Source organism: Achromobacter sp. Root83 (assembly GCF_001428845.1).
GTDB lineage: Bacteria > Pseudomonadota > Gammaproteobacteria > Burkholderiales > Burkholderiaceae_B > Achromobacter.
Map to the genome: position 1 here is coordinate 785,603 of NZ_LMIU01000001.1, position 24,098 is coordinate 809,700.

20 protein-coding genes are annotated in these 24,098 nt (G+C 68.5%); 8 read left to right on the forward strand and 12 right to left on the reverse strand.

Features of this window, described 5'->3' with window-relative positions; genetic code table 11:
* Positions 1 to 7 precede the first annotated feature (7 nt).
* Genes ASE30_RS03510 through ASE30_RS03535 form a run of 6 tightly spaced genes read left to right on the forward strand, consistent with a single transcriptional unit; the run spans position 8 to position 6,819 of the window.
* A complete protein-coding gene (locus tag ASE30_RS03510) occupies positions 8 to 550 on the forward strand; it encodes a chemotaxis protein CheW (protein ID WP_057283258.1) in 543 nt (180 codons plus the stop codon).
* Complete coding sequence (locus ASE30_RS03515) at positions 547 to 1,818, forward strand: protein-glutamate O-methyltransferase CheR (protein WP_057282841.1); 1,272 nt, start codon at positions 547 to 549, stop codon at positions 1,816 to 1,818. Before ASE30_RS03510 ends, ASE30_RS03515 begins: the two co-directional genes overlap by 4 nt.
* Positions 1,811 to 2,473: a chemotaxis protein CheW gene (locus ASE30_RS03520; protein ID WP_057282842.1), complete on the forward strand. Its 663-nt coding sequence runs from the start codon at positions 1,811 to 1,813 to the stop codon at positions 2,471 to 2,473. Before ASE30_RS03515 ends, ASE30_RS03520 begins: the two co-directional genes overlap by 8 nt.
* Positions 2,470 to 4,764, forward strand: a complete 2,295-nt coding sequence (locus ASE30_RS03525; protein ID WP_057282843.1) for a hybrid sensor histidine kinase/response regulator — start codon at positions 2,470 to 2,472, stop codon at positions 4,762 to 4,764. The genes ASE30_RS03520 and ASE30_RS03525 overlap by 4 nt, the downstream gene beginning before the upstream one ends.
* Entirely contained in the window at positions 4,761 to 5,771 is a 1,011-nt protein-coding gene (locus ASE30_RS03530; protein WP_057282844.1) for a chemotaxis response regulator protein-glutamate methylesterase, read from the forward strand. Before ASE30_RS03525 ends, ASE30_RS03530 begins: the two co-directional genes overlap by 4 nt.
* 34 nt (positions 5,772 to 5,805) lie before the next feature.
* Positions 5,806 to 6,819, forward strand: a complete 1,014-nt coding sequence (locus tag ASE30_RS03535; protein ID WP_057282845.1) for a PleD family two-component system response regulator — start codon at positions 5,806 to 5,808, stop codon at positions 6,817 to 6,819.
* A 126-nt stretch (positions 6,820 to 6,945) separates the two neighbouring features.
* Here ASE30_RS03535 and ASE30_RS03540 read toward each other — a convergent pair whose 3' ends face one another.
* From ASE30_RS03540 to ASE30_RS03555, 4 genes are all read right to left on the reverse strand, one after another.
* Positions 6,946 to 7,605 carry a GntR family transcriptional regulator gene (locus ASE30_RS03540; protein ID WP_057282846.1) on the reverse strand — a complete coding sequence of 220 codons (660 nt, stop codon included), beginning with the start codon at positions 7,603 to 7,605 and terminating at the stop codon, positions 6,946 to 6,948.
* Between the two features lie 143 nt (positions 7,606 to 7,748).
* Positions 7,749 to 8,420: an RraA family protein gene (locus tag ASE30_RS03545; RefSeq protein ID WP_057282847.1), complete on the reverse strand. Its 672-nt coding sequence runs from the start codon at positions 8,418 to 8,420 to the stop codon at positions 7,749 to 7,751.
* 35 nt (positions 8,421 to 8,455) lie between these two features.
* A complete protein-coding gene (locus ASE30_RS03550) occupies positions 8,456 to 9,421 on the reverse strand; it encodes a tripartite tricarboxylate transporter substrate binding protein (RefSeq protein ID WP_057282848.1) in 966 nt (321 codons plus the stop codon).
* Positions 9,422 to 9,510: 89 nt separating this feature from the next.
* Entirely contained in the window at positions 9,511 to 10,386 is an 876-nt protein-coding gene (locus tag ASE30_RS03555; protein ID WP_057282849.1) for a DUF1932 domain-containing protein, read from the reverse strand.
* Positions 10,387 to 10,666: 280 nt separating this feature from the next.
* Here ASE30_RS03555 and ASE30_RS03560 point away from each other — a divergent pair, with 280 nt between their 5' ends.
* Entirely contained in the window at positions 10,667 to 11,950 is a 1,284-nt protein-coding gene (locus ASE30_RS03560) for a cystathionine gamma-synthase family protein (protein WP_057282850.1), read from the forward strand.
* A 49-nt stretch (positions 11,951 to 11,999) separates the two neighbouring features.
* Here the strand turns inward: ASE30_RS03560 and ASE30_RS03565 are convergent, their stop codons facing one another.
* Complete coding sequence (locus tag ASE30_RS03565) at positions 12,000 to 13,520, reverse strand: MFS transporter (RefSeq protein WP_057282851.1); 1,521 nt, start codon at positions 13,518 to 13,520, stop codon at positions 12,000 to 12,002.
* A gap of 118 nt (positions 13,521 to 13,638) precedes the next feature.
* Between ASE30_RS03565 and ASE30_RS03570 the strand changes: the two genes are divergently transcribed.
* Positions 13,639 to 14,511: a LysR family transcriptional regulator gene (locus ASE30_RS03570; RefSeq protein ID WP_057282852.1), complete on the forward strand. Its 873-nt coding sequence runs from the start codon at positions 13,639 to 13,641 to the stop codon at positions 14,509 to 14,511.
* Positions 14,512 to 14,514: 3 nt separating this feature from the next.
* Here the strand turns inward: ASE30_RS03570 and ASE30_RS03575 are convergent, their stop codons facing one another.
* From ASE30_RS03575 to ASE30_RS03605, 7 genes are all read right to left on the reverse strand, one after another.
* The gene (locus ASE30_RS03575; protein ID WP_057283259.1) at positions 14,515 to 15,201 is read right to left on the reverse strand and encodes a GntR family transcriptional regulator; all 687 of its coding nucleotides are present in this window, start codon (positions 15,199 to 15,201) and stop codon (positions 14,515 to 14,517) included.
* Between the two features lie 145 nt (positions 15,202 to 15,346).
* Entirely contained in the window at positions 15,347 to 16,330 is a 984-nt protein-coding gene (locus ASE30_RS03580; protein ID WP_057282853.1) for a tripartite tricarboxylate transporter substrate binding protein, read from the reverse strand.
* 22 nt (positions 16,331 to 16,352) lie between these two features.
* Complete coding sequence (locus tag ASE30_RS03585; protein ID WP_057282854.1) at positions 16,353 to 18,299, reverse strand: acyl-CoA synthetase; 1,947 nt, start codon at positions 18,297 to 18,299, stop codon at positions 16,353 to 16,355.
* Positions 18,300 to 18,315: 16 nt separating this feature from the next.
* Positions 18,316 to 19,449, reverse strand: a complete 1,134-nt coding sequence (locus ASE30_RS03590; RefSeq protein ID WP_057282855.1) for an acyl-CoA dehydrogenase family protein — start codon at positions 19,447 to 19,449, stop codon at positions 18,316 to 18,318.
* Positions 19,450 to 19,458: 9 nt separating this feature from the next.
* A complete protein-coding gene (locus ASE30_RS03595) occupies positions 19,459 to 20,655 on the reverse strand; it encodes an acyl-CoA dehydrogenase family protein (protein WP_057282856.1) in 1,197 nt (398 codons plus the stop codon).
* Positions 20,656 to 20,663: 8 nt separating this feature from the next.
* Complete coding sequence (locus ASE30_RS03600) at positions 20,664 to 21,845, reverse strand: acetyl-CoA C-acyltransferase (RefSeq protein WP_057282857.1); 1,182 nt, start codon at positions 21,843 to 21,845, stop codon at positions 20,664 to 20,666.
* 27 nt (positions 21,846 to 21,872) lie between these two features.
* A complete protein-coding gene (locus ASE30_RS03605) occupies positions 21,873 to 23,996 on the reverse strand; it encodes a 3-hydroxyacyl-CoA dehydrogenase NAD-binding domain-containing protein (RefSeq protein ID WP_057282858.1) in 2,124 nt (707 codons plus the stop codon).
* Positions 23,997 to 24,098 lie beyond the last annotated feature (102 nt).

Below are 24,098 nucleotides of genomic sequence, written 5' to 3' on the forward strand. Positions count from 1 at the left end.
CGCCGTCATGACAGATCCTGCCGCCAGCGGCGCGCCGGCCGCGGCCAATGCGGGCGCGGGACGCCGGCTGTACCTGCTTTTCCGCATCGGCGCCGACCGCTACGCGTTGGATGCCGGGGACATCGTCGAGGTGCTGGGACTGCGCGCATTCAAGCAGGTGCCGGGCGCCCCGGGCTGGGTGGCGGGCATGACGGACCGCCGTGGCGCGGCCGTGCCGGTCATCGACCTGAGCGCGCTGGCCGGCGAGGGCGCCGCCGCCGCCGTGTCCAGCACGCGGCTGGCGATGGTGCGCTACCGGGCCGGCATGCAAGCCGGCGAACAACTGCTGGGCCTGATCCTGGAGCAGGCGACCGAAACCGTCCACTACGATCCGGCGGCGTTCCGGCCGCATGCGCTGGACAATCCCGATGCCCGCTATCTGGGGCCGGTGCTGAGCGATGCGCACGGCATGGTCCAGGCCGTCAGGGTTGACGACCTGCTGCCCGGGCACGTGCGGGCGCTGCTGTTTCCGGCCGCGTCCGGCACGGCGGCGGACAAGGCGCGGCCATGAACCTGATCGGTGAATTCAGCGGTTTGCTCAAGCGCAGGATGGGGCTGGACAGCGGGTCCATCGGCCAGGCCGCCGTCGAACGCGCGGTCCGCCATCGCATGCACTCGGTTGGCGTGCTCGACGAGCCGGACTACCTGCTGCGGGTTCAAGCGTCGTCCGACGAAATGCAGCAACTGATCGAGGCCGTGATCGTGCCGGAGACGTGGTTCTTCCGGTACGCCGAATCGCAGGCCGCCATGGCGGCGCTGGCCCGGGAACGCCTGTACGCCGCCGGTGCCGAGAACCGCGTGCTGCGGATCCTGAGCGTGCCCTGTTCCAGCGGCGAAGAGCCTTATTCCATCGCCATGGCGCTGCTGGACGCCGGCGTGCCGCCGCAACGCTTCCAGGTGGACGCGGTGGACATCAGCGTGCGCATGGTCGAATTCGCGCAGCGCGCCGTGTATGGCCGCAATGCCTTCCGGGGCGACGATCTGGCGTTTCGCGACCGCCATTTTTCCGAGACGGCCGATGGCCATCAACTGGCCGCGCAGGTCAGGGAACGGGTCCGGTTCCAGTCCGGCAACCTGTTCGATCCGCACCTGCTGGCGGGCGTTGCGCCCTACGATTTCGTGTTCTGCCGCAATCTGCTCATCTACTTCGACATGGCGACGCAGGAGCGCGCGGTGCAGGTGCTGCGGCGCCTCGCGCGCGAGGACGGGCTGATCTTCGTCGGCCCCGCCGAAACCAGTATCCTGACCGGACGCCGCCTGCCCTCGGTGCCCATCGCGCGATCGTTCGCGTTTGGCACCCGGCCGGCGCCGGCGGCGGCCACCGTGCCCGCGCTTGCGGCGCGGCCCCTCGTGCCGGGCTGGACGCCGCCCAGGCGCGCCGCGGCGTCCGCCGCCCGCTTGCCCTTGCCGCGCGCGGCGGTTGCCGCTCAGCCAGCCATGCCGGCCCGCGAGGCGCCGGGACAGGCTGCGCAGGCGTCCCTGCGCCGTATCGCGGCCCTGGCGGACCAGGGCAGGGTGCAGGACGCGATGGCGCAGTGCGGGACCCATATCGACCTTCATGGCGCCAGCGCCGAGGCGCTCCATCTGCAAGGCCTGCTGCTGGATGCGGCGGGCAACGCGCGGCAGGCGCAGGCCGCCTACCGCAAGGCGCTGTACCTGGACCCGACCCATCGCGAGGCCCTGCTGCACCTGGCCGCGCTGATCGCGTCCGATGGCGACCACGAAGGCGCCCGCCGCCTGCAGGCGCGCGCGGCGCGCGAGGAGGCCCGACGTGAGTGAACCGGTCGCGGCGCTGGCCGACGTGGACGATTGCTGGAACCGCATCGGTATCCAGGGCGACAAGCGCTGTCCGCAATTGCCCGAGTATGTGCATTGCCGCAACTGCCCCGTGTATTCGGCGGCGGCCAAGCGCATCCTGGATCGGCTGCCGCCCCGGATGGATGCCGCCGACGACGCCGTGGCCGGGCATGTGCAAGCCAATCTGTCTTCGCTGCTGGTGTTCCGGCTGCACCGCGAATGGCTGGGCCTGCCGACCCGGACGCTGGACGAGGTCGCCAGCACGCGCGGCATCATGCGCCTGCCGCATCGCCGCGATCCGGCGGTGCTGGGCGTGACGAACGTGCGCGGCACGCTGACGGTCTGCGTATCGCTGTCCCGCCTGCTGGGCCTGGACGCCGCGGCGCCGGACGCGCGCGAGCGGCCCGCCACGGCGCGCATGCTGATTTTCGGGGGCGCGGGGCAGGCGGTGGTGCTGCCGGTGGACGAAGTGGAAGGCATGCACGCCGTCAACCTCGACGCGCTGGAACCGCTGCCGGCGACGGTGGGGGGCGCAAGCCTCAAGTATTCGCGCGGGATGGCCCGCTGCGGCGGCCGTGGCGTGGGGGTCCTGGACGAGACCTTGTTGATGCAAGCCTTGGAACGGAGCCTGGCGTGAACCCGGATCAGATGCGCGACGCTTCGCTGATGGAGCTCTTCCAGCTAGAGACCCGCACGCAGGTGCAGGTACTGAACGACGGCCTGCTGGCGCTGGAACAGGACCCCACGTCCGCGCCGCGCCTCGAGGGCTGCATGCGAGCCGCCCATTCGCTGAAGGGCGCCGCCCGCATCGTGGACCTGTATCCCGCCGTGCGCATCGCGCACGCCATGGAAGATTGCCTGGCGGCGGCCCAGGAAGGGCGCACGCGCCTGCAGGCCGCTGATATCGACGCCTTGCTGATGGGCGCCGACCTGCTGCAGCGCGTGGCCACGCCCGGCGTGACGCTGGATGTGGAGATCGACGATCTGGTGGCGCGCCTGAGCGGCGCGCCCGACGCGCCGCCCGCGCCACCGCCGCGCGCGCCCAGACCGTCGGACTTTCTGCCGCCCATCGTGCGGCTGGAGGACGAGCCGCCGGCCGTCGCGCCTGAGCCCGCGCCGGCTTCGGCGGCCGCGGCGCCCACCCCGTCGCGGCGCAGTTCGGACCGTGGACTGGGCGAAGGCGAACGCGTGCTGCGCGTTACCGCCGGCACGCTGAACAAATTGCTGGGCCTGTCCAGCGAGACGCTGGTGGAATCGCATTGGATCGGGCCTTTCAGCGCGTCGATGCTGCACCTGCGGCGCATGCAGGCGGGTGCTGCGCGCGCGCTGGACAGCGTGCGCGCAGCGCTGGCGGAGCAGCAGCTCGATGCGCGTTCGCAAGAGGCACTGGACGATGCGCAGCGCATCGTCGACCAATGCCAGCGGGAATTGACGGAACGCGCGAGCGAAGTCGACGAATTCGGCTGGCGCATGAGTCACCTGGCGCGGCGCCTCTATGACACCGCGCTGGCCTGTCGGATGCGGCCCTTCGGCGACGCGCTGAATGGCATGGCGCGCATGGTTCGGGACCTGGGCCGTTCGCTGGGCAAGCAGGTGCGCCTGGAGGTGGAAGGCGAGGACACGCAGGTGGACCGCGACATCCTGGAAAAGCTGGATGCCCCGCTCATGCATCTGCTGCGCAACGCCGTGGACCACGGCATAGAAATGCCCCAGGCCCGGATCGACGCGGGCAAGCCGCCGGAGGGCGTGATCCGGCTGTCGGCCCGCCATGCGGCCGGCATGCTGCTGATCGAACTGGCCGACGACGGCGGCGGCATCTCGCTGGACGGGCTGCGCGTCGAGGTCGTGGAGCGCAAGCTCACCAATGCCGAGACCGCCGCGCGGCTGACCGAGCCCGAGCTGCTTGAATTCCTGTTCCTGTCCGGTTTCAGCACGCGCGACGAAGTCACCGAGATCTCGGGGCGCGGCGTGGGGCTGGACGTTGTGCAGACGATGGCGCGGCAGCTTCGCGGCGCCGTGCGGATCCACCAGCAGGCAGGCGAGGGCACGCGCTTCGTGCTGGAGATGCCCTTGTCCCTGTCGGTGGTGCGCAGCCTGCTGGTGGAAGTGCAGGGCGAGATCTACGCGTTTCCGCTGGCCTATGTCAGCCATGCGCTGCAGGTGCGGGCGCAGGACATCGAACAGCTCGAAGGGCATCAGCATTTCCGCTTCATGGGCCGGCAGATCGGCCTGGTGTCGGCGCGGCAGATTCTGCGCGCCGGCGAGCCCGCGCCGGCCGCCGAGGCGCTGCCGGTGGTGGTGGTCGGCGACCACGAGCGCAGCTACGGCATTGCCGTGGACCGCTACGTGGGCGAGCGCACGCTGGTCGTGCAGCCGTTGGATCCGCGCCTGGGCAAGGTGCAGGACGTGATGGCGGGTTCGCTGATGGACGACGGCACGCCGCTGCTGATCCTGGACGTGGAAGACATGCTGGTGTCCGTGCAGAAACTCGTGGAAGGCGGAAGCCTGGCGCGGGTGGAGGGCGGCGGCGGGGCCACGCAGGCCCGGCGCCGCAAGCGCGTGCTGGTCGTGGACGATTCGTTGACGGTCCGCGAACTGGAGCGCAAGCTGCTGCTCAACCGAGGCTTTGACGTGGCGGTGGCGGTGGACGGCATGGATGGCTGGAACATGTTGCGCAATGAGGCCTTCGACCTTGTCGTGACCGACGTCGACATGCCGCGCATGGATGGCATCGAGCTGGTGTCCCGGATCAAGGCGGATCCCAGGCTGCAAGGCCTGCCGGTCATGGTGGTGTCGTACAAGGACCGGGAAGAAGACCGGCGGCGCGGCCTGGATGCGGGCGCCGACTACTATCTGGCGAAGGGCAGCTTCCACGACGATGCGCTGCTCGATGCCGTGGAAGATCTGATCGGACGGGCGCGGACGTGAGAATCGGGATCGTCAACGATATGCAGATGGCGGTCGAGACGCTGCGGCGCGCGATCGCGCTGGAGCCCGGCCTGGCGGTGGCGTGGGTGGCGTCCAACGGCCTGGAGGCCGTGGAGCAATGCGCGCGCGACCGCCCCGACGTGGTGCTGATGGATCTGATCATGCCCGTCATGGATGGTGTCGAGGCCACGCGCCGCATCATGGCGGAAACGCCCTGCGCCATCGTCGTGGTGACCGCCGACGTGGCGCGCCATACGCCTCGCGTGTTCGACGCCATGGGCCATGGCGCGTTGGACGCCGTGGACACGCCTGTGGTGGGCGGCGCGGATATGCGCAGCGCGGCGGCGCCGCTACTGCGCAAGATCCGCAACATCGGCTGGCTGATCGGCCGCTACGGCAGCCGTCCGGCCCTGAGCCCGCTGGCCAAGCCTGCGCCGCCGTCCGGCGCGCGGCGCGTGCTGGTCATCGGCGCTTCGGCGGGCGGGCCGGCCACGCTGGCTCAGTTGCTGCGCGATCTTCCGGTGGACTTTCCGGCGGGCATCGTGCTGGTGCAGCATGTGGACGCGTCGTTCGCGGCCGGGATGGCCGACTGGCTCAACGATCAGGTGTCGCTGCCCGTCAGGCTGGTGCGCGAAGGCGAACGGCCCTTGCCCGGGCAGATCCTGCTGGCGGGCACCGACGACCATCTGCAGCTTGTGGCCGATGGTACGCTGCGATACACGGACACCCCCAAGGAAAGCCTTTACCGGCCTTCCATCGATGTTTTTTTTCACAGCGTGGCGCAGCACTGGCGCGGCGAGGCGGTCGGGGTGCTGTTGACCGGCATGGGCCAGGACGGCGCGCGCGGGCTGAAGGCCCTGCGCGAACGCGGATGCCTGACCATCGCACAGGATCAGGCCACCAGCGCCGTCTATGGCATGCCCAAGGCGGCCGCGGCCATGCAGGCGGCGGTGGAAATCAGGCCCCTGGAACAAATAGCCGCCCGCGTGATCCAGGCGTTTGCCTGAGCAGCGGGCCGCAGGCGGATATCAAGGACTTACTATGCTCCCTCTCACGGACGGCACGGCCTCGGCGGATCTGAATTCGCACGGGGCGATGGTGTTGCTCGTCGATGATCAGGTCTTGGTCGGCGAAGCCATCCGGCGCGCGCTCGTGCCGGAGGCAAACATCGATTTCCACTATTGCTCCGATCCCCATAACGCCTTGAACGTGGCGATACAGACCCGGCCCACCGTCATCCTGCAGGATCTGGTGCTACCGGGCGTGGACGGCCTGAGCCTGGTGCGGGAATACCGCAATCACCCGGTCACGCGCGACATCCCCATCATCGTGCTGTCCACCAAGGAGGACCCGGCGATCAAGGGCGCCGCCTTCTCGTCGGGCGCCAACGATTACCTGGTGAAGCTGCCGGACTCCATCGAACTGGTGGCGCGCATCCGCTACCATTCGCGCTCCTATATGGCGCTGGTGCAGCGCGACGAGGCCTATCAGGCCCTGCGCCAAAGCCAGCAGCAATTGCTGGAAAGCAATATGGAGCTGCGCCGGCTGACCAATTCGGACGGCCTGACGGGGCTGGGCAACCGGCGGTATTTCGACGAGTACCTGAACGCCGAATGGCAGCGCGCGCGCCGCGACAGCCGCGAGATCAGCATGCTGATGATCGACGTGGACCACTTCAAGTCCTACAACGACACCTATGGCCATATCGCGGGCGACGAAGCCCTCAAGCGCGTGGCCCACACCATCTTTTCGAGCTGCGACCGGTCCACCGACCTGGCGGCGCGCTTCGGCGGCGAAGAGTTCGCGCTGGTGCTGCCCGGCACGCCCGCGGGCAGCGCCCGTCTGGCCGCCGAGAAACTGCGCCGCGCCGTCGAAGCCATGCAGATTCAGCACCGGGCCGCGGGCGCCGGTGCCTGGCTGACGGTCAGCGTGGGCACGGCCACGGCGGTGCCTCATGCCGACCAGCCCTGCACCGATCTGATCCAGGTCGCCGACAGGAGCCTCTACGAGGCCAAGCGCCAGGGACGCAATCGCGTCGTGCCGGGCCAGCTTTGAGACGCGGCCAGCGCCTTCGCAAGGCGTCGTGACCGCGTCGCGCATTCCAATTGGCGGTCACGCCGAAGGGTATACCAGCGGCATCGCAAGTGGTGATTACGGTCACGCCGGTGGGAAATGCGCCGCTCAGCCGCCCGTCTTCTTGTCCTTCCGGTGCGTCCGGAACAGGAGATGGGTGGCGGCCAGGTGGAAGCGCATGGCGATCTGCGCGCATTCGGGATCGCGGGCGCGCAGCGCGGCGATGATCTGGCGGTGGTGCTCCACGCTGCGCAGCATGTCATCACGGCCGTAGAAGTAGAACGAGCCGATGATGATGGGCATGTCCAGCAGGTTCTCGACCATCGAACGCACCCTGGCCGACTGCGCGGCCTCCAGCAGGGTGTGGTGGAACAGGTTGTTGAAGTGCTGCACCTGGGCGATGTGATCAGGGGCGTCGGAATTGACCGCGTCGAGCATGCATTGGTTGATGCGCTCCAACTCCAGTATCTGTTCCGGGGTGGCGCGCTCGGCGGCCGCCTGGGCGGAGTAGGGCTCGAGCAGCATGCGCAGCTCGAAGGCCTCATCGATGTCGCGGTCTTGCCAGCCAAGCACCACGGCGCCGCGCCGGCCTTCGCGCGACACCAGGCCGTCCGCGATCAGGCGTTCGATGGCGTTGCGTACGGGCGTGCGGCTGACGGAGAGCTGGCTTGCAATGTGTTCTTCGCGCAGGGGTTCGCCCGGCAGGAAGGACCCTGCCATCAAGCGGCGACGCAATTCTCCGTATACAAAATCACTGGCGCTCGACATGAAGGCTTGCCATTCCTGGTTCTGAACACTCGACTATACCAACGGCGGCCGGCGGCATGGCGCGCCCCGCTGGTCTGGCCCAGGCGCTTGACGAGCGAGAGCAAGAGGGCGAACCGCCGCATGGTCTGGCGCAAGGCTTAACGCTAGAGTCCCGAACATCCCAGGGCGCCAAGCCGGGCATCGATCCAGGAGGTGTCCAGCGTTCCGGCAGCGATATCGGCCAGCATTTTGGTCTCGAGTTCGTGCTTGGCCGACGCGGCCTGGTAGATGGCCTCCGCCTGTGCGTACGGCACCGCCAGCAGTCCGTCGTCGTCGCCGATGATCAGGTCGCCCGGGGCGATGGTCATGCCGTCGAGCGAGACGACGCAATTGATCTCGCCCGGCCCGTCCTTGTACGGCCCGCGGTGGGTGACGCCGGCGGCGTACACGGGAAACGCGCCGCGGCGGATCGTGCCGCAGTCGCGGATGGCGCCATTGATGATGATGCCCGCGATGCCGCGCGATTGCGCGTAGCTGGTCATGATCTCGCCGATGATGGCATTGGTCAGGTCGCCGCCGGCGTCGACCACGATGACATCGCCGGGTTGCGCCAGATCCAGGGCCTTGTGCACCAGCAGGTTGTCACCCGGCCGCGTGCGCACCGTGAGCGCGGGGCCGGCCAGCGGATGGCCGTCATGCATGGGGCGCAACCGGGCGCCGCCCGCCGTCATGCGCGACATGCAGTCGCTGACGTTGGCAACCGGAACGCGGCTGAACTTATCGACCAGTTCCTTGCTTACGGCACGCTGGCGGGGGTGGATTTCAAAGCCTATCATCATTGCTCCTGATCGCTGGGGATATGCGGTTCTGATTACTGTTTGGGAATGCCGGCTTCCTGCACGACCTTGCCGAAGGCGTCGTGGTCCGCGCGATGTTGCCGCGCCAGGTCCTGCGGCGAGCCCTTCATGACGCTATAACCGGCGTCTTCCAGCTTCTTGATCAATTCCGGGTTCGATTGCACCTTGCGCAGCGTGTCATTCAGGGTGGCAATGACGTCGTCAGGCGTTTTTCCCGGCGCCATCAAGCCCCACCAGATCGACTGGTTGATGGTCTTGAAGCCGCTTTCGGGGAAGGTCGGAACGTCGGGCAAGGCAGGCGAACGCTCATTGGCGACGACGGCGAGCGCGCGGACCTTGCCGCCGCGGATTTGCGGCAGCAGCGACGCCACGGATCCCACATACATATCGATGCGCCCGCTGGCCAGGTCGGGGAATGCCTGGCTCCAGCCGCGGTAGGGCACGTGCATCAGCTCCATGTTTGCCGCCTTGCGCCACAAGTAGCCGGTCAGGTCGCCGGTGCCGCCGATGCCGGGGATGCCGAGCGAGACCTGGTTGGGCCGCGCTTGTGCGGCCTTCACCACGTCGCCCACGGTCTTGAAGGGCGAATCCGGCAGAACCACGAAGACGCTGGGCGAGGACGCCACCGGCCCCACCGGCTTGAAGTCCTTGAACGTGTCGTAGCTGAGCTTGCTGTAGAGCCAGGGGTTCAGGACGATGTTGTCGGTCTGCGCCATGACGAGCGTGTGGCCATCAGGGTTCGCGCGCGCCGTCGCGTCCAGCGCCAGGTTGCCGCCCGCGCCAGGTTTGTTCTCCACGACGATGTTCCAACCGGCTTCCTGGCTGATCGCCGATCCGATCATGCGCGTCAGGGTATCGGTGCCGCCACCCGGGGGAAAGGGCGAAATCAGCGTGATGGGGGCCTTGCCCAGGTCGGCGGCTTGCGCGGCGGCGCAACCCAGCACCAGCGAGACGGCCAGCAGTTTTTTGTACAGTTTCATTGTCTTCCTCTCATGTTCTATTTCGGATTGGGACTGCGCTCTATGGCGCAGTTGGCGCTGTCGGGGGTTGTCGGGGGTTGTCGGGTCTATCAGGCCTGGCGGGCCAGCGTGCTCAGCCAGGCAAGGCGGGCTTCCACGGAATCCGGCACCTCGGCCTGGCCGTTCGCGCGCGCGGCCTCGATGCCTCGCGTGGTTCGCTCAAAGAGCTGTTCGACGCCGTTCAGCACCAGCGGCTCCAGGCCGGCTTCGTGCAATTGGTCACGGGCTTCGCGCACTTCGGCCAGCCGGCGCGGCGCGTGCAGGACATGCGAGCGGACGAAGGAATCCATGAAGGCCGTGAGCGGCGTGCGGTCGATATCGGCCAGCACTTCGTAAAGGGACGCGCGCAGGCCCATGCGCTCGGCCGCCACCATGCATTCGACGGCCAGGCTCTCCATGCCCTTGGTCATCACGCTGCGCAGAAGCTTCAGGCGCACGGCGTCACCCGGGGTGCCGTCGATGATGCGCACGGGCGCGCCCGCGCTTTCAGCCAGCGCGGTCACTGCCTGCGCCCCGTGACCCGCACAGAGGAGCGGCGTCTTCTCCGCCAGCAGGGCAATGGCGCCCATGATGGCCACGTCCATGAATTCGATCGGCCAGGCGGCGGCAGCGGTCGCCGCGGCCTGCATGTCCGGGGCGCCGGCAGTGGTGAAGTCCGCGTAGACGGCGCCCGAACGCATGTGGGGAAAACTTTGCCGCGCGACTTGCGCCGCGTTGTAGCCATACACCGCCGACACGACGACGTCAGCCTCCGACAGCCACGGCCCGGGCTCGGCGTGCAGGCTGGCGCCCGCGGCCTGGGCGCGCGCGCGCATCTCGCTGTCTTGCCGCAAGTCGCAGATCCCCACGAACGTATGTCCGGCCGCTGTCCAGGCGCGGGCGTAGCAGTGCCCGACTTCGCCACATCCAATCAACGCGATCTTCATATTTAAAAACACATAAAAAAAACAATACGTGTTTATAGGGCCCAGATTATCTTGGGAAAAGCTAGTGATTACCCGTATTTTTCAACTGTAAAAGTACATAAAAAAAACAAAACTGGCTTGGGACTTGGCCGGATCCGGGTGGTCCGGGAGCACGGATTGCTCACGATCCGGCGCGCGCAGGTCACATACCGCAATGCATAACGCGGCGCTCGGCGCTATCGTCACCGGATGCACGACGCGCCTGCCCGGTCGGCTGGAACACCAGAGAAAGAGGCACTCCATGACTTACTCGAGCTATCACAAGAAGGACATCTTCGGCCGTCCCCTGCACGCGGAAACGCAGATGATGTCCTATGGCTACGACCCCTTTTTGTCGGAAGGGGCCGTCAAGCCGCCGGTGTTCCTGACGTCGACGTTCGCCTTCCGGTCGGCCGAGGACGGCGCCGCGTTCTTCGACCTGGTGTCGGGCCGCAAGCCCTTGCCGCAGGGGGAGACGGCGGGGCTGGTGTATAGCCGCTTCAACCATCCGAACCTGGAGATCGTGGAAGACCGGCTGTCGTTGCTGGATGGATCCCAGGATGCCGCGGTGACCTCCAGCGGCATGTCCGCCATCAGCGCCGTGCTGATGGCCTTTTTGCGGCCGGGCGATCAACTCGTACAGTCGGTGCCGCTCTACGGGGGCACCGAGACGCTGATCGGCAAGATCTTTCCGGAGTGGGGCGTCGGCTCGCATCCGGTGCAGGATGGCTTGTCGTCCAAGAGCATGCGCGCCGCGCTGGAAGACGCGGCGGCCAAGGGGCCGGTCAAGCTGTTCTATATCGAGACGCCCGCCAATCCCACCAATGCGCTGTTCGATTTCGAAGCCCTGAAGAACGAGCTGAATGCGTTCGAGACGCGCCATGGCTACCGGCCGATCTCGGTGTGCGACAACACGCTGCTGGGCCCTATTTTCCAGAAGCCGGCGGAACACGGCGTGGACCTGAGCGTGTATTCCCTGACGAAGTATGTGGGCGGCCACAGCGACCTGGTGGCGGGCGCGGTCACCGGCGGCAAGGAGCTGATCAAGAAGGTGCGCGGCATCCGCAGCGCGTTCGGCTCGCAGCTGGACCCGCATTCCTGCTGGATGATCACGCGCTCGATGGAAACCGTGGTGCTGCGCATGAAGCAGGCGGCCCGCACGGCGACCAAGGTCGCGCAATGGCTATCGGGCAACCCGCACGAGAGGGTGCGGATCTTCCATCCGGAGATGATCGATGACCGTGCCTACCAGGAGGTCTACAAGCGCCAGTGCACGGGTCCGGGCTCGACCTTCGCCTTCGTGCTGGAAGGCGGGCGCGAGCGCGCGTTCCGCTTCATCAATGCCCTGCATCTGTTCAGGTCGGCGGTCAGCCTGGGCGGGACGGAGACGCTGGTCTGCCATCCCGCGTCGACCACGCATTCGGGCGTGCCGGCGGCCGAGCGCGACGCCGCGGGTGTGTCGGAAGGGTTGATCCGGATCTCCATCGGCCTGGAGCACGAGGAAGACCTGATCGCTGACATGGACCACGCGTTTCGCAACGGCTGAGCCGGGGCCTTGACCGCCTGGCAGTGCGCCGTTCGCGCCGCGCCCGCGCTCAACCCGCTGGCGTGGGGCGGCGCGCGCGGTTCAACAGCACGAAGGCGGCCGTGGCCAGCAGCATGATGGTCGCGGTGGCGATCACCGCGGCATAGCCGGTTTCGAATGCCGTCCTGGCCAGGCGCGTCAGCGTGGCGGCAAGTTCCGCCGGCAGGCTTTCGGCAACGATCAGCGCCTCGTCCAGGCTGTCGCGGGCGGCGGCCGTCTGGGCCACGCCAGCCGGCACGGCCAGCGACTGTGCGTAGACGCCCGACAGGATCGATCCCATCAGGGTCACGCCCAGCGCGCCGCCCAACTCGTACGACACTTCCTCGATGGAGGCGGCCATGCCGGCGCGTTCCGGCGTGGCGCTCTGCATGATGGTGCTGGAGGCGGCCGTCATGGTGGCGCCGATGCCCAGGCCCAGCACGCTCAGGCTGACCAGCTGCGGCAGGACGGCGCCGTCGTAGGTCAGCAGATAGCCACCCATGCCCGCGCCCGACACCAGCAGTGCCAGGAACAGCAGGCGCCTGCTGCCGACGCGGCCCAGCAGCAGGCCGGCCAGCGGGCCGGCCACGAAGGCGGCCAGGGGCAGCGGCAGAATGAAGAGCGCGGCCTGGATGGGCGACATGCCCAGCACCAGTTGCAGCCGCTGGCTGAATACCAGTTCCATGCCCAGCAGCGCGGCGGCGGCGAAGAGCGCTGCCGCGACGGCCGAGCTGAAGGCGGCGGTGCGGAAGATGGCAAAGTCGATAAGCGGATAGGGCCGGCGCCGCTGGCGGCGCACAAAGATGGCCAGCATGGCGGCTCCCGCCACGCAGGCCAGGCCCGCGTGCAGCCAGGACGGGGTTGCACGGCCCAGTTCCTTGAGCGCGTAGGCGCACAGGATCAGCCCCGCCATGACCTGCAGCGACCCGGGCAGGTCCCAGGGACGCGATGCGTCCGGCTGGCTGGGCGGGATGAAGCGCCATGCCAGCGGCAGCGCCACGAGGACAATGGGCACGTTGATGAGGAACACCGAGCCCCACCAGAAGTGCTCCAGCAATATGCCGCCCACCACCGGCCCCAGCGCTGCGCCGCCCGAGGCCACCGAGGCCCAGACGCCGATGGCCACGGCGCGCTCGCGTTCGTCGGCGAAGGTGAGCCGCAAGATGGACAGGGTGGCGGGCATCATCATGGCCGCGCCGATGGCCAGCAGCGCGCGGGCCGTGATCAGGACGGCGGCGCCGGGCGAGTAGGCGGCGGCAAGCGAGGCCACGCCGAACACGGCCAGTCCCATCATGAAAAGGCGCTTGTGGCCCAGCCGGTCGCCCAGCGTGCCCATGCCCAGCAGCAGGCCGGACACGACCAGCGCATAGACGTTCACGATCCACAGCTTGGCGGACGCCGTGACGCCCAGTTCGTGCGTGAGCCGGGGCAGGGCCGTGTACAGCACCGTCATGTCCACCACGATCAGCAACAAGGCGCTGGACACGATGGCCAGCACGAGCCAGCGGCCGCGGGCGGCCGTGGCGACAGCGTTCGTATGAGTTCGCTGCATGGTTCTACTCCTAGCAATGCCGGACCCGGCGCGCGGGTCCACGGGTCCGCATTGTCCATCTAAGTATTTGCCATAAAAAGTTAGAATCCATCTATAAAACAGATAGATTGGGGATGTCATGCAGTGGACTTTGGACCAGCTCAGGATATTCGTGGCGGCGGCGGAATCGGGCTCGTTTTCGGCGGCGGCGCGGCGGATCGGCCGCGCGCAGTCCGCGGTCAGCACGGCCGTGGGGCTGCTTGAGGCGGACTTGGGCGTGGAACTGTTCGACCGCTCGCGCCGCAATGCGGTTTTGACGCCCGCGGGCGAAGTGATGCGGCTGGAGGCCCAGGAACTGCTGCGGCAGGCGGGTGGCCTGGCCCAGCGCGCGCTGTCATTCGCGGGTGGGCAGGACGCGCGGCTGTCCATCGCGCTGGACGAGGCGTTGCCGTATCTGGTGCTGGGTGCGCTGGTCGTGGAATTGGCCCAGCGGTTTCCGGCGCTGGAACTGACGCAGCTCAATGGCACCGCGACCGAGGTGGCCGACTACGTGCGGCAGGGGCGCGCAAGCATTGCCTTCCACTTTGACCGCGGCGACCCGGGCAGCGACTTCGCGCATCGCTACCTGGGCAATGTGGCGCAGGGTATTTTCGTGGCGGCCGGGCATCCGCTGGCCGCGCAACCCCGGGTGACGCGCAGGGACCTGGCGCGGCACCGCCAACTGGTCATGCAGATGGAAGAAGTGGAGGACATGGTGCTGAGCCCCACGGTGTGGCGCACTGACAGCTTCTACAGCATCGCCGGCATGGTGGCGGACGGGCTGGGGTGGGCGATCCTGCCGTTGAACATCGCTGAATACGAGAGTTTTCGCACCACGCTGACGCCGGTGCCCTGCGAAGGCCTGGCGCTGCCGATGCTGTCCGTGCGCACGCTGTGGCTGCAAGGGGCCACGCTGGGCGAGACCGAACGCTGGCTGCAGCAGCGGATGGAGCAGTTGCTGCGGCCGGGCTAGCTTTCAGCTCAGCAGCGCGGTGACCAGGTCATTGCCGGCCTGATGGCCGCCGGAGAAGTTCAGCGCGGTCTGGACGTGTTGCAGATGCTCGTCCATCAGGGCGCAGGCGCGTTCAGTGTCGCCGGCGCGGGCGGCTTCGATGAAAGCGTGGTGCTCCTGCGATGAGCAACTGGCGTCGTGCGAGCTTTGATACAGCACGGTGATGACGGCGCTGCGCGCGGACAGTTCGCGCAGCATGCCCGTCAGCACGGAATTGCCCACGGTTTCCGCCAGCAGGATGTGGAAATGGCTCAGCAGGCGGTTGCGCGTCTGCACGTCGCCGCTGTCCAGCGCTTTGCGCTCTTCGGCCAGGTGGGCGTCGATACGGCGGAAATCCGCGGCCTTGGCGTGCGCGACGAACTCGCGGGCCAGTGCGGCTTCCAGGATGCGGCGCACCGCGTAGACCTCGCGGGCCTCGTTCGCATCGGGCTTGCTCACGAAGGCGCCCTTGTCGGGCACGATGTTGATCAGCTTGTCCTTGGACAGCATCAGCAAGGCTGCGCGGATCTTGGTGCGGCTGACCTTGTAGACCTTCGCCAGGGCCTCTTCGCGCAGACGGGTGCCGGGCGGGAGCTTGTGCGCCACGATGGCGGCGGCCACTTCCTTGGCAATGTCGTCGGCGCTGGGGTCAGTCTGAACTTCCTGAGTCATGGGGCGCGGCAGAGGCTGCCGGGAGGGAAAACCATTGGGCAGCCAGTCTATCAAAAGCGGGACCGGGAAGGCAGACATTTTTTGCATACAAAGTTTGCGTGTATGCCTGCCCGAGCCTTCCCTGAGCGTCCGCGCGCGCCAGTAACTACTTCGCCATCAGCCCCAGGTATTCGATCAGTTCCTTTTCCTTCACGTAAGTGGCCTGGGCCCAGGCTTTGTAGTCCTCGCTATTGCGATAGGCGGGCGACTGGTTGAGCTGCTTCATGACGTCCATGCTGGCCTGGTCGAACAGCGCCTGCTTGAAGGCGTCGTGCAGGATCTTCACCACCGCCGGGTCCATGCCCTTGGGGCCGGCCAGGCCGTAGGGGGAGGTGGATACGACCTTGTAGCCCAGCTCTTGCGCGGTGGGCACGTCGGGCCAGCGGGTGGTGCGTTTTTCGCCGAAGGTGACCAGCAGGCGCATTTTTCCGGAGTCCACGAACTGGTCCCAGCCGGTGGCGTCGCTCTGCGCCATGACGTGCCCGCCCAACAGCGCCTGCTGCATGTCGGCGTTGCCCTTGAACGGAACGTGGTTCAGTTTGACCTTGGCGTTGATGGCGATTTCCTCGATCAGCAGGTGCGGCGACGAGCCGATGCCGGTGGAGCCGTAGTCGATCTTGCCGGGCGCCTTGCGCGCGGCCTCGATGTATTCGTTGAAGGTCTTGTACGGCGAGTCCGAGCGCACCGTGAAGCCGAAGGTGTAGCCGGACAGGCCCAGGATGAAGGTGAAGTCGTTGATCGGGTCCCAACTGCTTTTCTGCATGTAGGGCATGCGCAGCATCGCCAGGGTGTACAGGCTGATGGTGTAGCCGTCGGGCTTGGCCGTCTTGGCCATGGTGGCGGTGCCCAGGGTGCCGCCGGCGCCCGGGCGGTTTTCCACGATGACGGGTTGGCCCAGGTGTTTGGCGGCGTCCTGCGCCACGATGCGCAGGTGGCGGTCGGTGGAGCCGCCGGCCGGGAAGGGCACGATCAGGGTGATGGGCTTAGAGGGGAAGGTGTCTTGCGCGCTGGCGGGCAAGGGCAGCGCGGCGCTTGCCAGGGTAAGCAGTAGGGCGCTCAGGCAAGCGCGGCGCAGGGGCAGTCGGGCCATAGGGTTGTCTCCAGGTATGTAGTTATTGGGCTGCGGGCCGGTCGTGCAGCACGACCTTGACGGGCAGCCGGGACAGCGCTTCGCGCAGCAGGGCTTTCAGCGGCGCGGGCGCACCGGCGCCGGCTTCTACGGCGACATCCGGTTGCGCATCGGCCAGCACGCGGAAGACGGCATCGTCTTCCGCGAGGCCAGCCTCGTGCAGGGTGCGCGCCACCACGGCCTGGACCGACACGGCGGTCGCCAGGCGGCGCAAATCGGGTTTGTAGATCTTGCCTACGTTGGTCATCGGCATGGCGTCCAGGACGATGACCCGCTTGGGCCGGGCGGGGCCTTCGTCCACGTGCTCGGCGGCGTAGGCGATGAGCTCGGCCTCCGAGGCCTGGGCGCCGTCCGCCAGCGTGACGAAGGCGATGGGCAGCTCTCCGGCGTAGGCGTCCGGCGCGCCGACGGCGGCGCAGAGCTGCACCGCCGGATGCGTGGCGAGCGCGTCCTCGATGGTCTTGGGATCGATGTTGTGGCCGCCGCGGATGATCAGATCCTTGGCGCGGCCCTGCAGGTGCAGGCGGCCTTCGCCGTCCAGGAATCCGACGTCGCCGCTGATCAGCCAGCCGTCGCCGGTGAAGGCGCGCGCGGTGTCCTCGGGGTCCAGGAATCCGGGGATGACGTTGGGCGCCTTGAACAGCACCATGCCCGGCGTGCCGGTGGGGAGTTCGCGCGGAGGCTGGCCGGCGGGCATGTCCAGGCGGACGATGCGCACCTGCACGTAGGGCAGCGGAAAGCCCACGCAGTTCACGGGGAACTCGCAGCCGGGCGGCGAGATCGACGAGATGCCGGCCATTTCGGTCATGCCCAGGCTTTCGCTGACGTGCAGGCCGAACAGGCGCTTGAAGCGCGCCGCCAGTTCGGCGGGCAGCGGCGCCGCGCCGGTGCGGCAATAGCGCAGCGACGAGATGTCGGCCCCCGCCAGCGGAATGTCGGCCAGCGCGGCCAGGATGGTGGGCACGCCTTGCAGCGAGGTGGCGCGGTGCTTTTCGACCAGGCGCCAGTAGTTGCGCAGCACGTCGCGGTTGCGCAGCAACAGCGTGGTGGGGATGACGGTTTCCACGCCGGCGGACAAGGCCGCCAGCGAGGCCGGCAGCACGCCCGCCACGTGGAACAGGGGGTAGCCGTTGATGACCACGTCCCCGGGGCCGGCGTTCTGCAACTGCACCGCGGCCCAGGCCGAGAACACCTGGTTGGCGTGCGTATGGACGGCAAGCTTGGGCGCGCCGGTCGTGCCGCCGGTGTGAAAATACGCGGCCACGTCGTCCGGCCGGATGACGCGTTCGCTGAGCAGCCGGTCAGCCGGCTGGGCGGCCCGGCCGGCGTTGAAGTCCTGCGCGCAGGCGGGCAGCGCGGGACGGGCGGCAAGGGGCTCGTCCAGGGGCGCCACGCGCAGCAGGGTGCGCAGGGTGGGCACGCGTTCCAGCAGGCGCAAGGCCTTGGACCAGGAGCCGCACTCCACGTCGGAGCCATACGCGATCAGCACCTTGGCGCGCGCCGTCGTCATCAGCGAGGCCAGCTTGTCTTCGGTCAGCAGGGGATTGAGCGGCTGGACAATGCCGGCCGCTTCGCCGCCCCACAGCGCCAGGTGGTATTCCAGGCAGCCCGGCAGCAGCACGGCCACCGCGTCGCCGGCGCGGATGCCCAGCCCGTGCAACAGATTGGCCGTCTGGTGGATGCCGGCCAGCAGTTCCTGGTAGCTCCAGCGCACCGCCTCGTCGGCGGGATCGGCGCTGCGCAGAAAGGTCAGCGCGGTCTTGCCGCCGAAGGCGGCCGCGGAGTTGCGGAAGATTTCGTAGGTGCTTTGGACCGTCAGCGTCTCGGCCAGCGGGCGGGCCTGCAGGCGCTGCACGTCGGCCGCGTTGCGCACCGGAAAGGGCGCCGCGAAGGGGCGCGACAGGGTCGGGACGGCGTAGGGCGGGGTCATGTCCGCATTCCTCCGTTCAGGCCTGCCCCAGCGCGATGTAGCGCCGCAGGTGGTGGTCTTCGTCGCCCAATTGGTGGTCGATCATGACTAGGCGCTTGGCGTAGTGGGCCAGCGGCAGTTCCCAGGTCATGCCGATGCCGCCATGGAGCTGGATGCTCTCTTCGGCGACCAGGGTGCCGATGCGGCCGATGGTGTACTTGGCGGCGGACAGCGCGCGTTCGCGCGTGGCGCGGTCGGGGTGGTCCAGGGCGGCGGCCGCGTTGATGACGGCCGAGCGTGCCTGCTCGATCTCCAGCAGCACATCGGCCATGCGATGCTGCAGCGCCTGGAAGCTGCCGATGGGCGCGCCGAACTGGCGGCGGGTGCGCAGGTATTCCAGGGTGGCGTCGCGCGCGCAATCCATGGCGCCCACGGCTTCCGAGCACAGCGCAAGAAGGCCGCGGCCGGTGGCGCGCTCCAGCAGCGCGTAGCCTTGGCCCGCCGCGCCCAGCAGGGCGTCCGGACCCAGTTGCACCTGGTCGAAGACCAGTTCCGCCGCGCGGCCGCCGTCGATCAGGCCGTAGCCGCGCGCGCTCAGACCGAATGTGCCGGCGCTGACCAGGAACAGGTTGATGCCGGCTTCGTCGCCGTCCGCGCCAGCGGTGCGCGCGGACACCAGGAACAGGTCCGCGTGCTCGCCCGCGTTCACGACGGCCTTGGCGCCATCTAGCACCCAGCCGCCGGCATTGCGTTCGGCGCGCGTGCGTACCACGTTCAGTTCGTAGCCTGAGTCGGGTTCGGCCTGGGCGAGGGCGGCGGTGATGCTGCCCGCGATCAGCCCGTCCAGCGCTTCGCGCTGGGCCGGTGTGCCGGCCGTGGCGATCGCGGTGCCGGCCATCAGGGCGTCCAGGAAGGGTTCGACCACCAGGCCGCGGCCCAGTGCTTCGAAGACGACGGAGATATCGAAGCCCGCGCCGCCCAGGCCGCCGTCGGCCTCCGCGAACAGCGCGCCGATGGCGCCCAGTTCGGCGTAGCGGCGCCAGAGGTCCACGCTGTAGCCTTGCGGCGACTGGGCGTGGCGCATGCGGGTGGTGAAGTCGTACTGTTCGGCGACAAAGCGGCGCAGCATGTCGGAGAGCATGCGCCGGTCTTCGGTGTGTTCGAAATTCATGGCCGGCCCTTACAGTCCCAGGATCATCTTCGAGATGATGTTCTTCTGGATTTCATTGGAGCCGCCGAAGATCGACAGCTTGCGGTTGTTGAAGTACTGCGCGGCGGCGCTGGCGGCGCCGTCGGGGCCGATGGGCGGCGCGTCATGGCCGTCGTGCAGCGCTTCGGGCACGAAGGGCCGGGCGTAGGGGCCCATGGCGCGGCGGTTCAGCGCGCTGATCTCTTGCCGGATCTGCGTGCCGCGGATCTTCAGCATGGAGCTTTCCGCGCCGGGCGCGCCGCCGCCCGCCACGGCCGCCACCACGCGCAGGTTGGTGGTGCGCATGTTGGCCAGCTCGATCTCCACGCGCGCCAGCCGGGCGGCGAAGTCGGGGTCTTCGGCCAGCGGACGGCCGTGCTTCTTCTGGCGGGCGGCCACCGTCTTCAGACGTTCCAGGGCGGCCGTCGACTGGCCCACGCCGGCGATGTTGGTGCGTTCGTAGGTCAGCAGGTATTTGGCGCAGGTCCAGCCGCGGTTCTCTTCGCCGACCAGGTTTGCCACCGGGACGCGCACGTCCGAGAAGAACACTTCATTGACCTCGTGTTCGCCGTCCAGCGTGATGATGGGGCGCACTTCCACGCCGGGGCTGTTCATGTCGATCAAGAGGAAGCTGATGCCTTCCTGGCGGCGGCCTTCCTGCGAGGTGCGCACCAGGCAGAAGATCATGTTTGCGTACTGGCCCAGCGTGGTCCAGGTCTTCTGGCCGTTGACGACGTAGCTGTCGCCGTCGCGCACCGCGGTGGTCTTGACCGAGGCCAGGTCCGACCCGGCGCCCGGTTCGGAATAGCCCTGGCACCACCAGTCCGAGCCGTCCAGGATGCGCGGCAGCCAATGGCGCCGCTGCGCGTCGGTGCCGTACTTGATCAGCACCGGACCCAGCATGCTCAGGCCGAAGGGCACGATGCGCGGCGCGGCGGCCAGCGCGCATTCGTTTTCAAAGATGAATTTCTGCGTGGCGCTCCAGCCGGTGCCGCCGTATTCTTCCGGCCAGTGGCTGGCCAGCCAGCCCTGCTGGTTCAGGATGGCGTGCCATTCGTCCATGTCGGCGCGGGTCAGCAGCTTGCCTTCGCTGACCTTGTCGGACAGGCGGCGCGGCAGCCGGGCGTCGAGAAACGCGCGCACCTCATCGCGGAAGGCGTTTTCTTCGGGGGTGAATTCCAGGTCCATGGGGATCCTCAATAAATTTCAAACAGGCCGGCCGCGCCCATGCCGCCGCCGATGCACATTGTGACGACGGCGTAGCGGGCGCCTCGGCGCCGGCCTTCGATCAGGACATGGCCGGCCAGGCGCGCGCCGGTGACGCCAAACGGGTGTCCCAAGGCGATGGAGCCGCCATCCACGTTCAGCCGGTCCATCGGGATGCCAAGCTTTTCCTGGCAGTACAGGGCTTGCGAGGCAAACGCTTCGTTCAGTTCCCAGAGGTCGATGTCTGCTACCTTCAGGCCGTGGCGTGCCAGCAATCTGGGCACGGCGTAGACCGGGCCGATGCCCATTTCGTCGGGTTCGCAGCCGGCGATCGCCAGGCCGCGGAACGCGCCCAGCGGTCGGATGCCGGCGCGCTGGGCCTCGGATGCTTCCATCAGCACGCAGGCGGCGGCGCCATCGGATAGCTGCGATGCGTTGCCGGCGGTGACGAACTGGCCCTCGCCGCGCACCGGGGCCAAGCCCGCCAGCGCCTCGTAGGTGGTGCCGGGGCGGTTGCAGGTGTCGTGGTCTATCGTGACTTCGCGTTCGGAGACCGCGCCGGTCGCGCGGTCCGTGACGGCCATGACGGTGGTGACCGGGACGATCTCTTCGCGGTAGCGGCCGGCGGTCTGCGCGGCTTCCGTGCGCGCCTGGCTCTGCGCGGCAAAGCGGTCCTGCGCTTCCCGGCTGATGCCGTACCGGGCAGCAACGATGTCGGCGGTTTCGATCATGGGCAGGTAGAGTTCGGGCTTGTTCGCCACGATCCACGGGTCCATGCCGCTGACACCGTCGTCGCGCGTGCGGATCTGCGATACCAGTTCGACGCCGCCCGCGATGGCGGCCGGGACGCCGTCCATCACGATACGGCCGGCGGCCGATGCGATGGCCTGCAGGCCGGACGCGCAATAGCGGTTGACGGTGGCCCCGCCCACGCTGACGGGCAGCCCGGCGCGGATCACCGCCTGGCGGCCGATGTTGCGGCCGGTGGCGCCTTCCGGATAGCCGCAGCCGATGAAGGCGTCTTCGATCAGCGCGGGGTCGATGCCGGCGCGTTCGACGGCGGCGCGCACGGCGTGCGCGGCCAGCGTGGGCCCGGCGATCCGGTTGAATTCGCCGCGGCCCGCCTTGGTGATGGGGGTGCGGGCGGTGGAGACGATGACGGCTTCACGCATGGTCTATTCCTGTTGAATGCAAGCGGTTCAGGCGGCCTGGTTCAGGCTGGCGAAATTGCGTCCGGACTCCGCCAATTGCACGAGCAGCGGCGACGGTTTCCAGAAGGCGGGGTCTTCCTCGGCAAAGCCGCGGATGTCGGCCAGCACGCTGTCCAGGCCCACACTGTCGGCGTAGTGCGTCGGGCCGCCTCGGTAGCGCGGAAAGCCGTAGCCGGACAGGAACACCACGTCCACGTCGGACGGACGCAGCGCTATGCCCTGGTGCAGCACGTTGGCCGCCTCGTTGATCATGGCGGCCAGGTAGCGGCGCAGGATGTCGTCCTGCGTGTAGGGGCGGGGCGTGACGCCGGCGCGGCGGCGTTCCTCGTCGATGATGGCCAGCACTTCCGGATCCGGCGTGCCCTGGCGCGCGCCGTCGGGATACAGGTAGAAGCCGCGCCCGGTCTTCTGGCCGAACCAGCCGCGTTCGCACAGGCGGTCGGGAATCTGCACGTAGCGCAGCGCGGGGTCGCGGGTGGCGGCGCGGCGCTTGCGCGTGGCCCAGCCGATGTCGCCGCCGGCCAGGTCGGCCATCTGGTAAGGGCCCATGGGATAGCCGAACGCGCGCACGGCGGCGTCGATGTCGTAGGGCGATGCGCCGTCTTCCATCATCATGTCGGCGGCCTGCCGGTGCACGGCCAGGATGCGGTTGCCGATGAATCCGTCGCACACGCCCGCGCGCACGGGAATCTTGCGCAGCCGCTTGGCCAGTTCGAAACCCGTGGCCACGGTGTCCGGCGCGGTGTCCTTGCCCACCACCACTTCCAGCAGCTTCATGATGTTGGCGGGCGAGAAGAAGTGCAGCCCCAGCACGTCGGCCGGTCCGCGCGTCGCGGCGGCGATGCGGTCCACATCCAGGTACGAGGTGTTGGTGGCCAGCACCGCGCCCGGCTTGGCGACGCGGTCGAGCTGCGCGAAGACGGTCTGCTTGACGGCCATGTCTTCGAAGACGGCTTCGATGATCAGGTCGGCATCGCCCAGCGCGTCGTAACGGGTGGCGCCGCTGAAACGTGCCAGGCGGGCGGCGCGCTCGCCGGCGTCGATCCTGCCTTTCTTGACCAGCAGGTCATACACCTGTTCGACGCGTGCGCGGCCGCGCCCCAGCGCGGCGTCGTCCTGCTCCACCATCACCACGGGCAGGCCCGCATCCAGCACCGCCACGGCGATGCCCGCGCCCATGGTGCCGCCGCCGACGATGCCCACGCGTTCGAGCCGCCGGGCGCGCGCCTCTTTCAGTTCCGGGATCTTGGCGGTGTCGCGTTCGGCGAAGAAGGCGTGCACCAGCGCGGCCCGCTGCGGGCTGTCGATGCACTGCAGGAATAGCGCCCGTTCGGTGCGCAGTCCTTCTTCAAAGGGCTGTTCGATGGCGGCGCGCACGGCCTCGACGATTCTGGCGGGCGAAAACAGGCCCCGGGCGGTGGCGGCCACGCGTTCGGCGGCGGCGTCCACCGCCGCCAGCGCGGCCTGCCTGTCGGCCAGCGCGGCCGTGGCGTCGCGGGTGCGGCGCGCGCCCGCGTTCAGCGCCAGCAATTGGCGGGTGTAGGCCAGCCCCGCATCCAGCGGGTCGTCTTCCGTGGCCAGCGTGTCGACGAGTCCGGCATTCAAGGCGGCCTCGGCCGACAGGGGCTTGCCGGACAGCATCAGGTCCACCGCGGCCGCGGCGCCCATCAGGCGCGGCGCGCGCTGCGTGCCGCCCGCGCCGGGCAGCAGGCCCAGGTTCACCTCGGGCAGCCCCAGCTTGGCGCTCGCCAGCGCCACGCGGTAGTGCGCGGCCAGGGCGATTTCAAGTCCGCCGCCCAGCGCCGCGCCATGCAGGGCCGCGACCACCGGTTTGGCGCTGGCTTCGATCTGGTTGCACACGTCCGGCAGGAGCGGCTGCTGCGGAGGCTTGCCGAACTCGCGGATGTCGGCGCCCGCGATGAAGTTCCGGCCCGCGCCCACCAGCAGGATCGCGCGGACCTGGTTGTCGGTCTGCGCGCTTTGAATGGCCGCCGACAGGTCGCGGCGCACGGCGGCGCTCAGGGCGTTGACCGGCGGGTGGTCCAGGGTGACGACCAGGATGTCTTCGTAGCGGCGCGTCCGTGCCGCGCCGGTGCTTGCGCTGTCTGTCATGGACAGTGTCTCCGTGGTGGCTTCCTGCTGGCGGGCCGCGCGGCGCGTGGCTGGGGGCCGTGCGCCGGGGCGCCGCGCATGCGGTGCCTGGCGGGCCAGGGG

Excerpts from the sequence above, each read along its gene's own strand:
- ASE30_RS03595 (WP_057282856.1), bottom strand. The coding sequence starts at position 20,655 with ATGGACCTGGAATTCACCCCCGAAGAAAACGCCTTCCGCGATGAGGTG.
- ASE30_RS03515 (WP_057282841.1), top strand. The coding sequence starts at position 547 with ATGAACCTGATCGGTGAATTCAGCGGTTTGCTCAAGCGCAGGATGGGG.
- ASE30_RS03555 (WP_057282849.1), bottom strand. The coding sequence starts at position 10,386 with ATGAAGATCGCGTTGATTGGATGTGGCGAAGTCGGGCACTGCTACGCC.
- ASE30_RS03535 (WP_057282845.1), top strand. The coding sequence starts at position 5,806 with ATGCTCCCTCTCACGGACGGCACGGCCTCGGCGGATCTGAATTCGCAC.
- ASE30_RS03580 (WP_057282853.1), bottom strand. The coding sequence starts at position 16,330 with ATGGCCCGACTGCCCCTGCGCCGCGCTTGCCTGAGCGCCCTACTGCTT.
- ASE30_RS03605 (WP_057282858.1), bottom strand. The coding sequence starts at position 23,996 with ATGACAGACAGCGCAAGCACCGGCGCGGCACGGACGCGCCGCTACGAA.
- ASE30_RS03550 (WP_057282848.1), bottom strand. The coding sequence starts at position 9,421 with ATGAAACTGTACAAAAAACTGCTGGCCGTCTCGCTGGTGCTGGGTTGC.
- ASE30_RS03585 (WP_057282854.1), bottom strand. The coding sequence starts at position 18,299 with ATGACCCCGCCCTACGCCGTCCCGACCCTGTCGCGCCCCTTCGCGGCG.
- ASE30_RS03600 (WP_057282857.1), bottom strand. The coding sequence starts at position 21,845 with ATGCGTGAAGCCGTCATCGTCTCCACCGCCCGCACCCCCATCACCAAG.
- ASE30_RS03565 (WP_057282851.1), bottom strand. The coding sequence starts at position 13,520 with ATGCAGCGAACTCATACGAACGCTGTCGCCACGGCCGCCCGCGGCCGC.
- ASE30_RS03545 (WP_057282847.1), bottom strand. The coding sequence starts at position 8,420 with ATGATAGGCTTTGAAATCCACCCCCGCCAGCGTGCCGTAAGCAAGGAA.
- ASE30_RS03560 (WP_057282850.1), top strand. The coding sequence starts at position 10,667 with ATGACTTACTCGAGCTATCACAAGAAGGACATCTTCGGCCGTCCCCTG.
- ASE30_RS03570 (WP_057282852.1), top strand. The coding sequence starts at position 13,639 with ATGCAGTGGACTTTGGACCAGCTCAGGATATTCGTGGCGGCGGCGGAA.
- ASE30_RS03510 (WP_057283258.1), top strand. The coding sequence starts at position 8 with ATGACAGATCCTGCCGCCAGCGGCGCGCCGGCCGCGGCCAATGCGGGC.
- ASE30_RS03575 (WP_057283259.1), bottom strand. The coding sequence starts at position 15,201 with ATGACTCAGGAAGTTCAGACTGACCCCAGCGCCGACGACATTGCCAAG.
- ASE30_RS03540 (WP_057282846.1), bottom strand. The coding sequence starts at position 7,605 with ATGTCGAGCGCCAGTGATTTTGTATACGGAGAATTGCGTCGCCGCTTG.
- ASE30_RS03590 (WP_057282855.1), bottom strand. The coding sequence starts at position 19,449 with ATGAATTTCGAACACACCGAAGACCGGCGCATGCTCTCCGACATGCTG.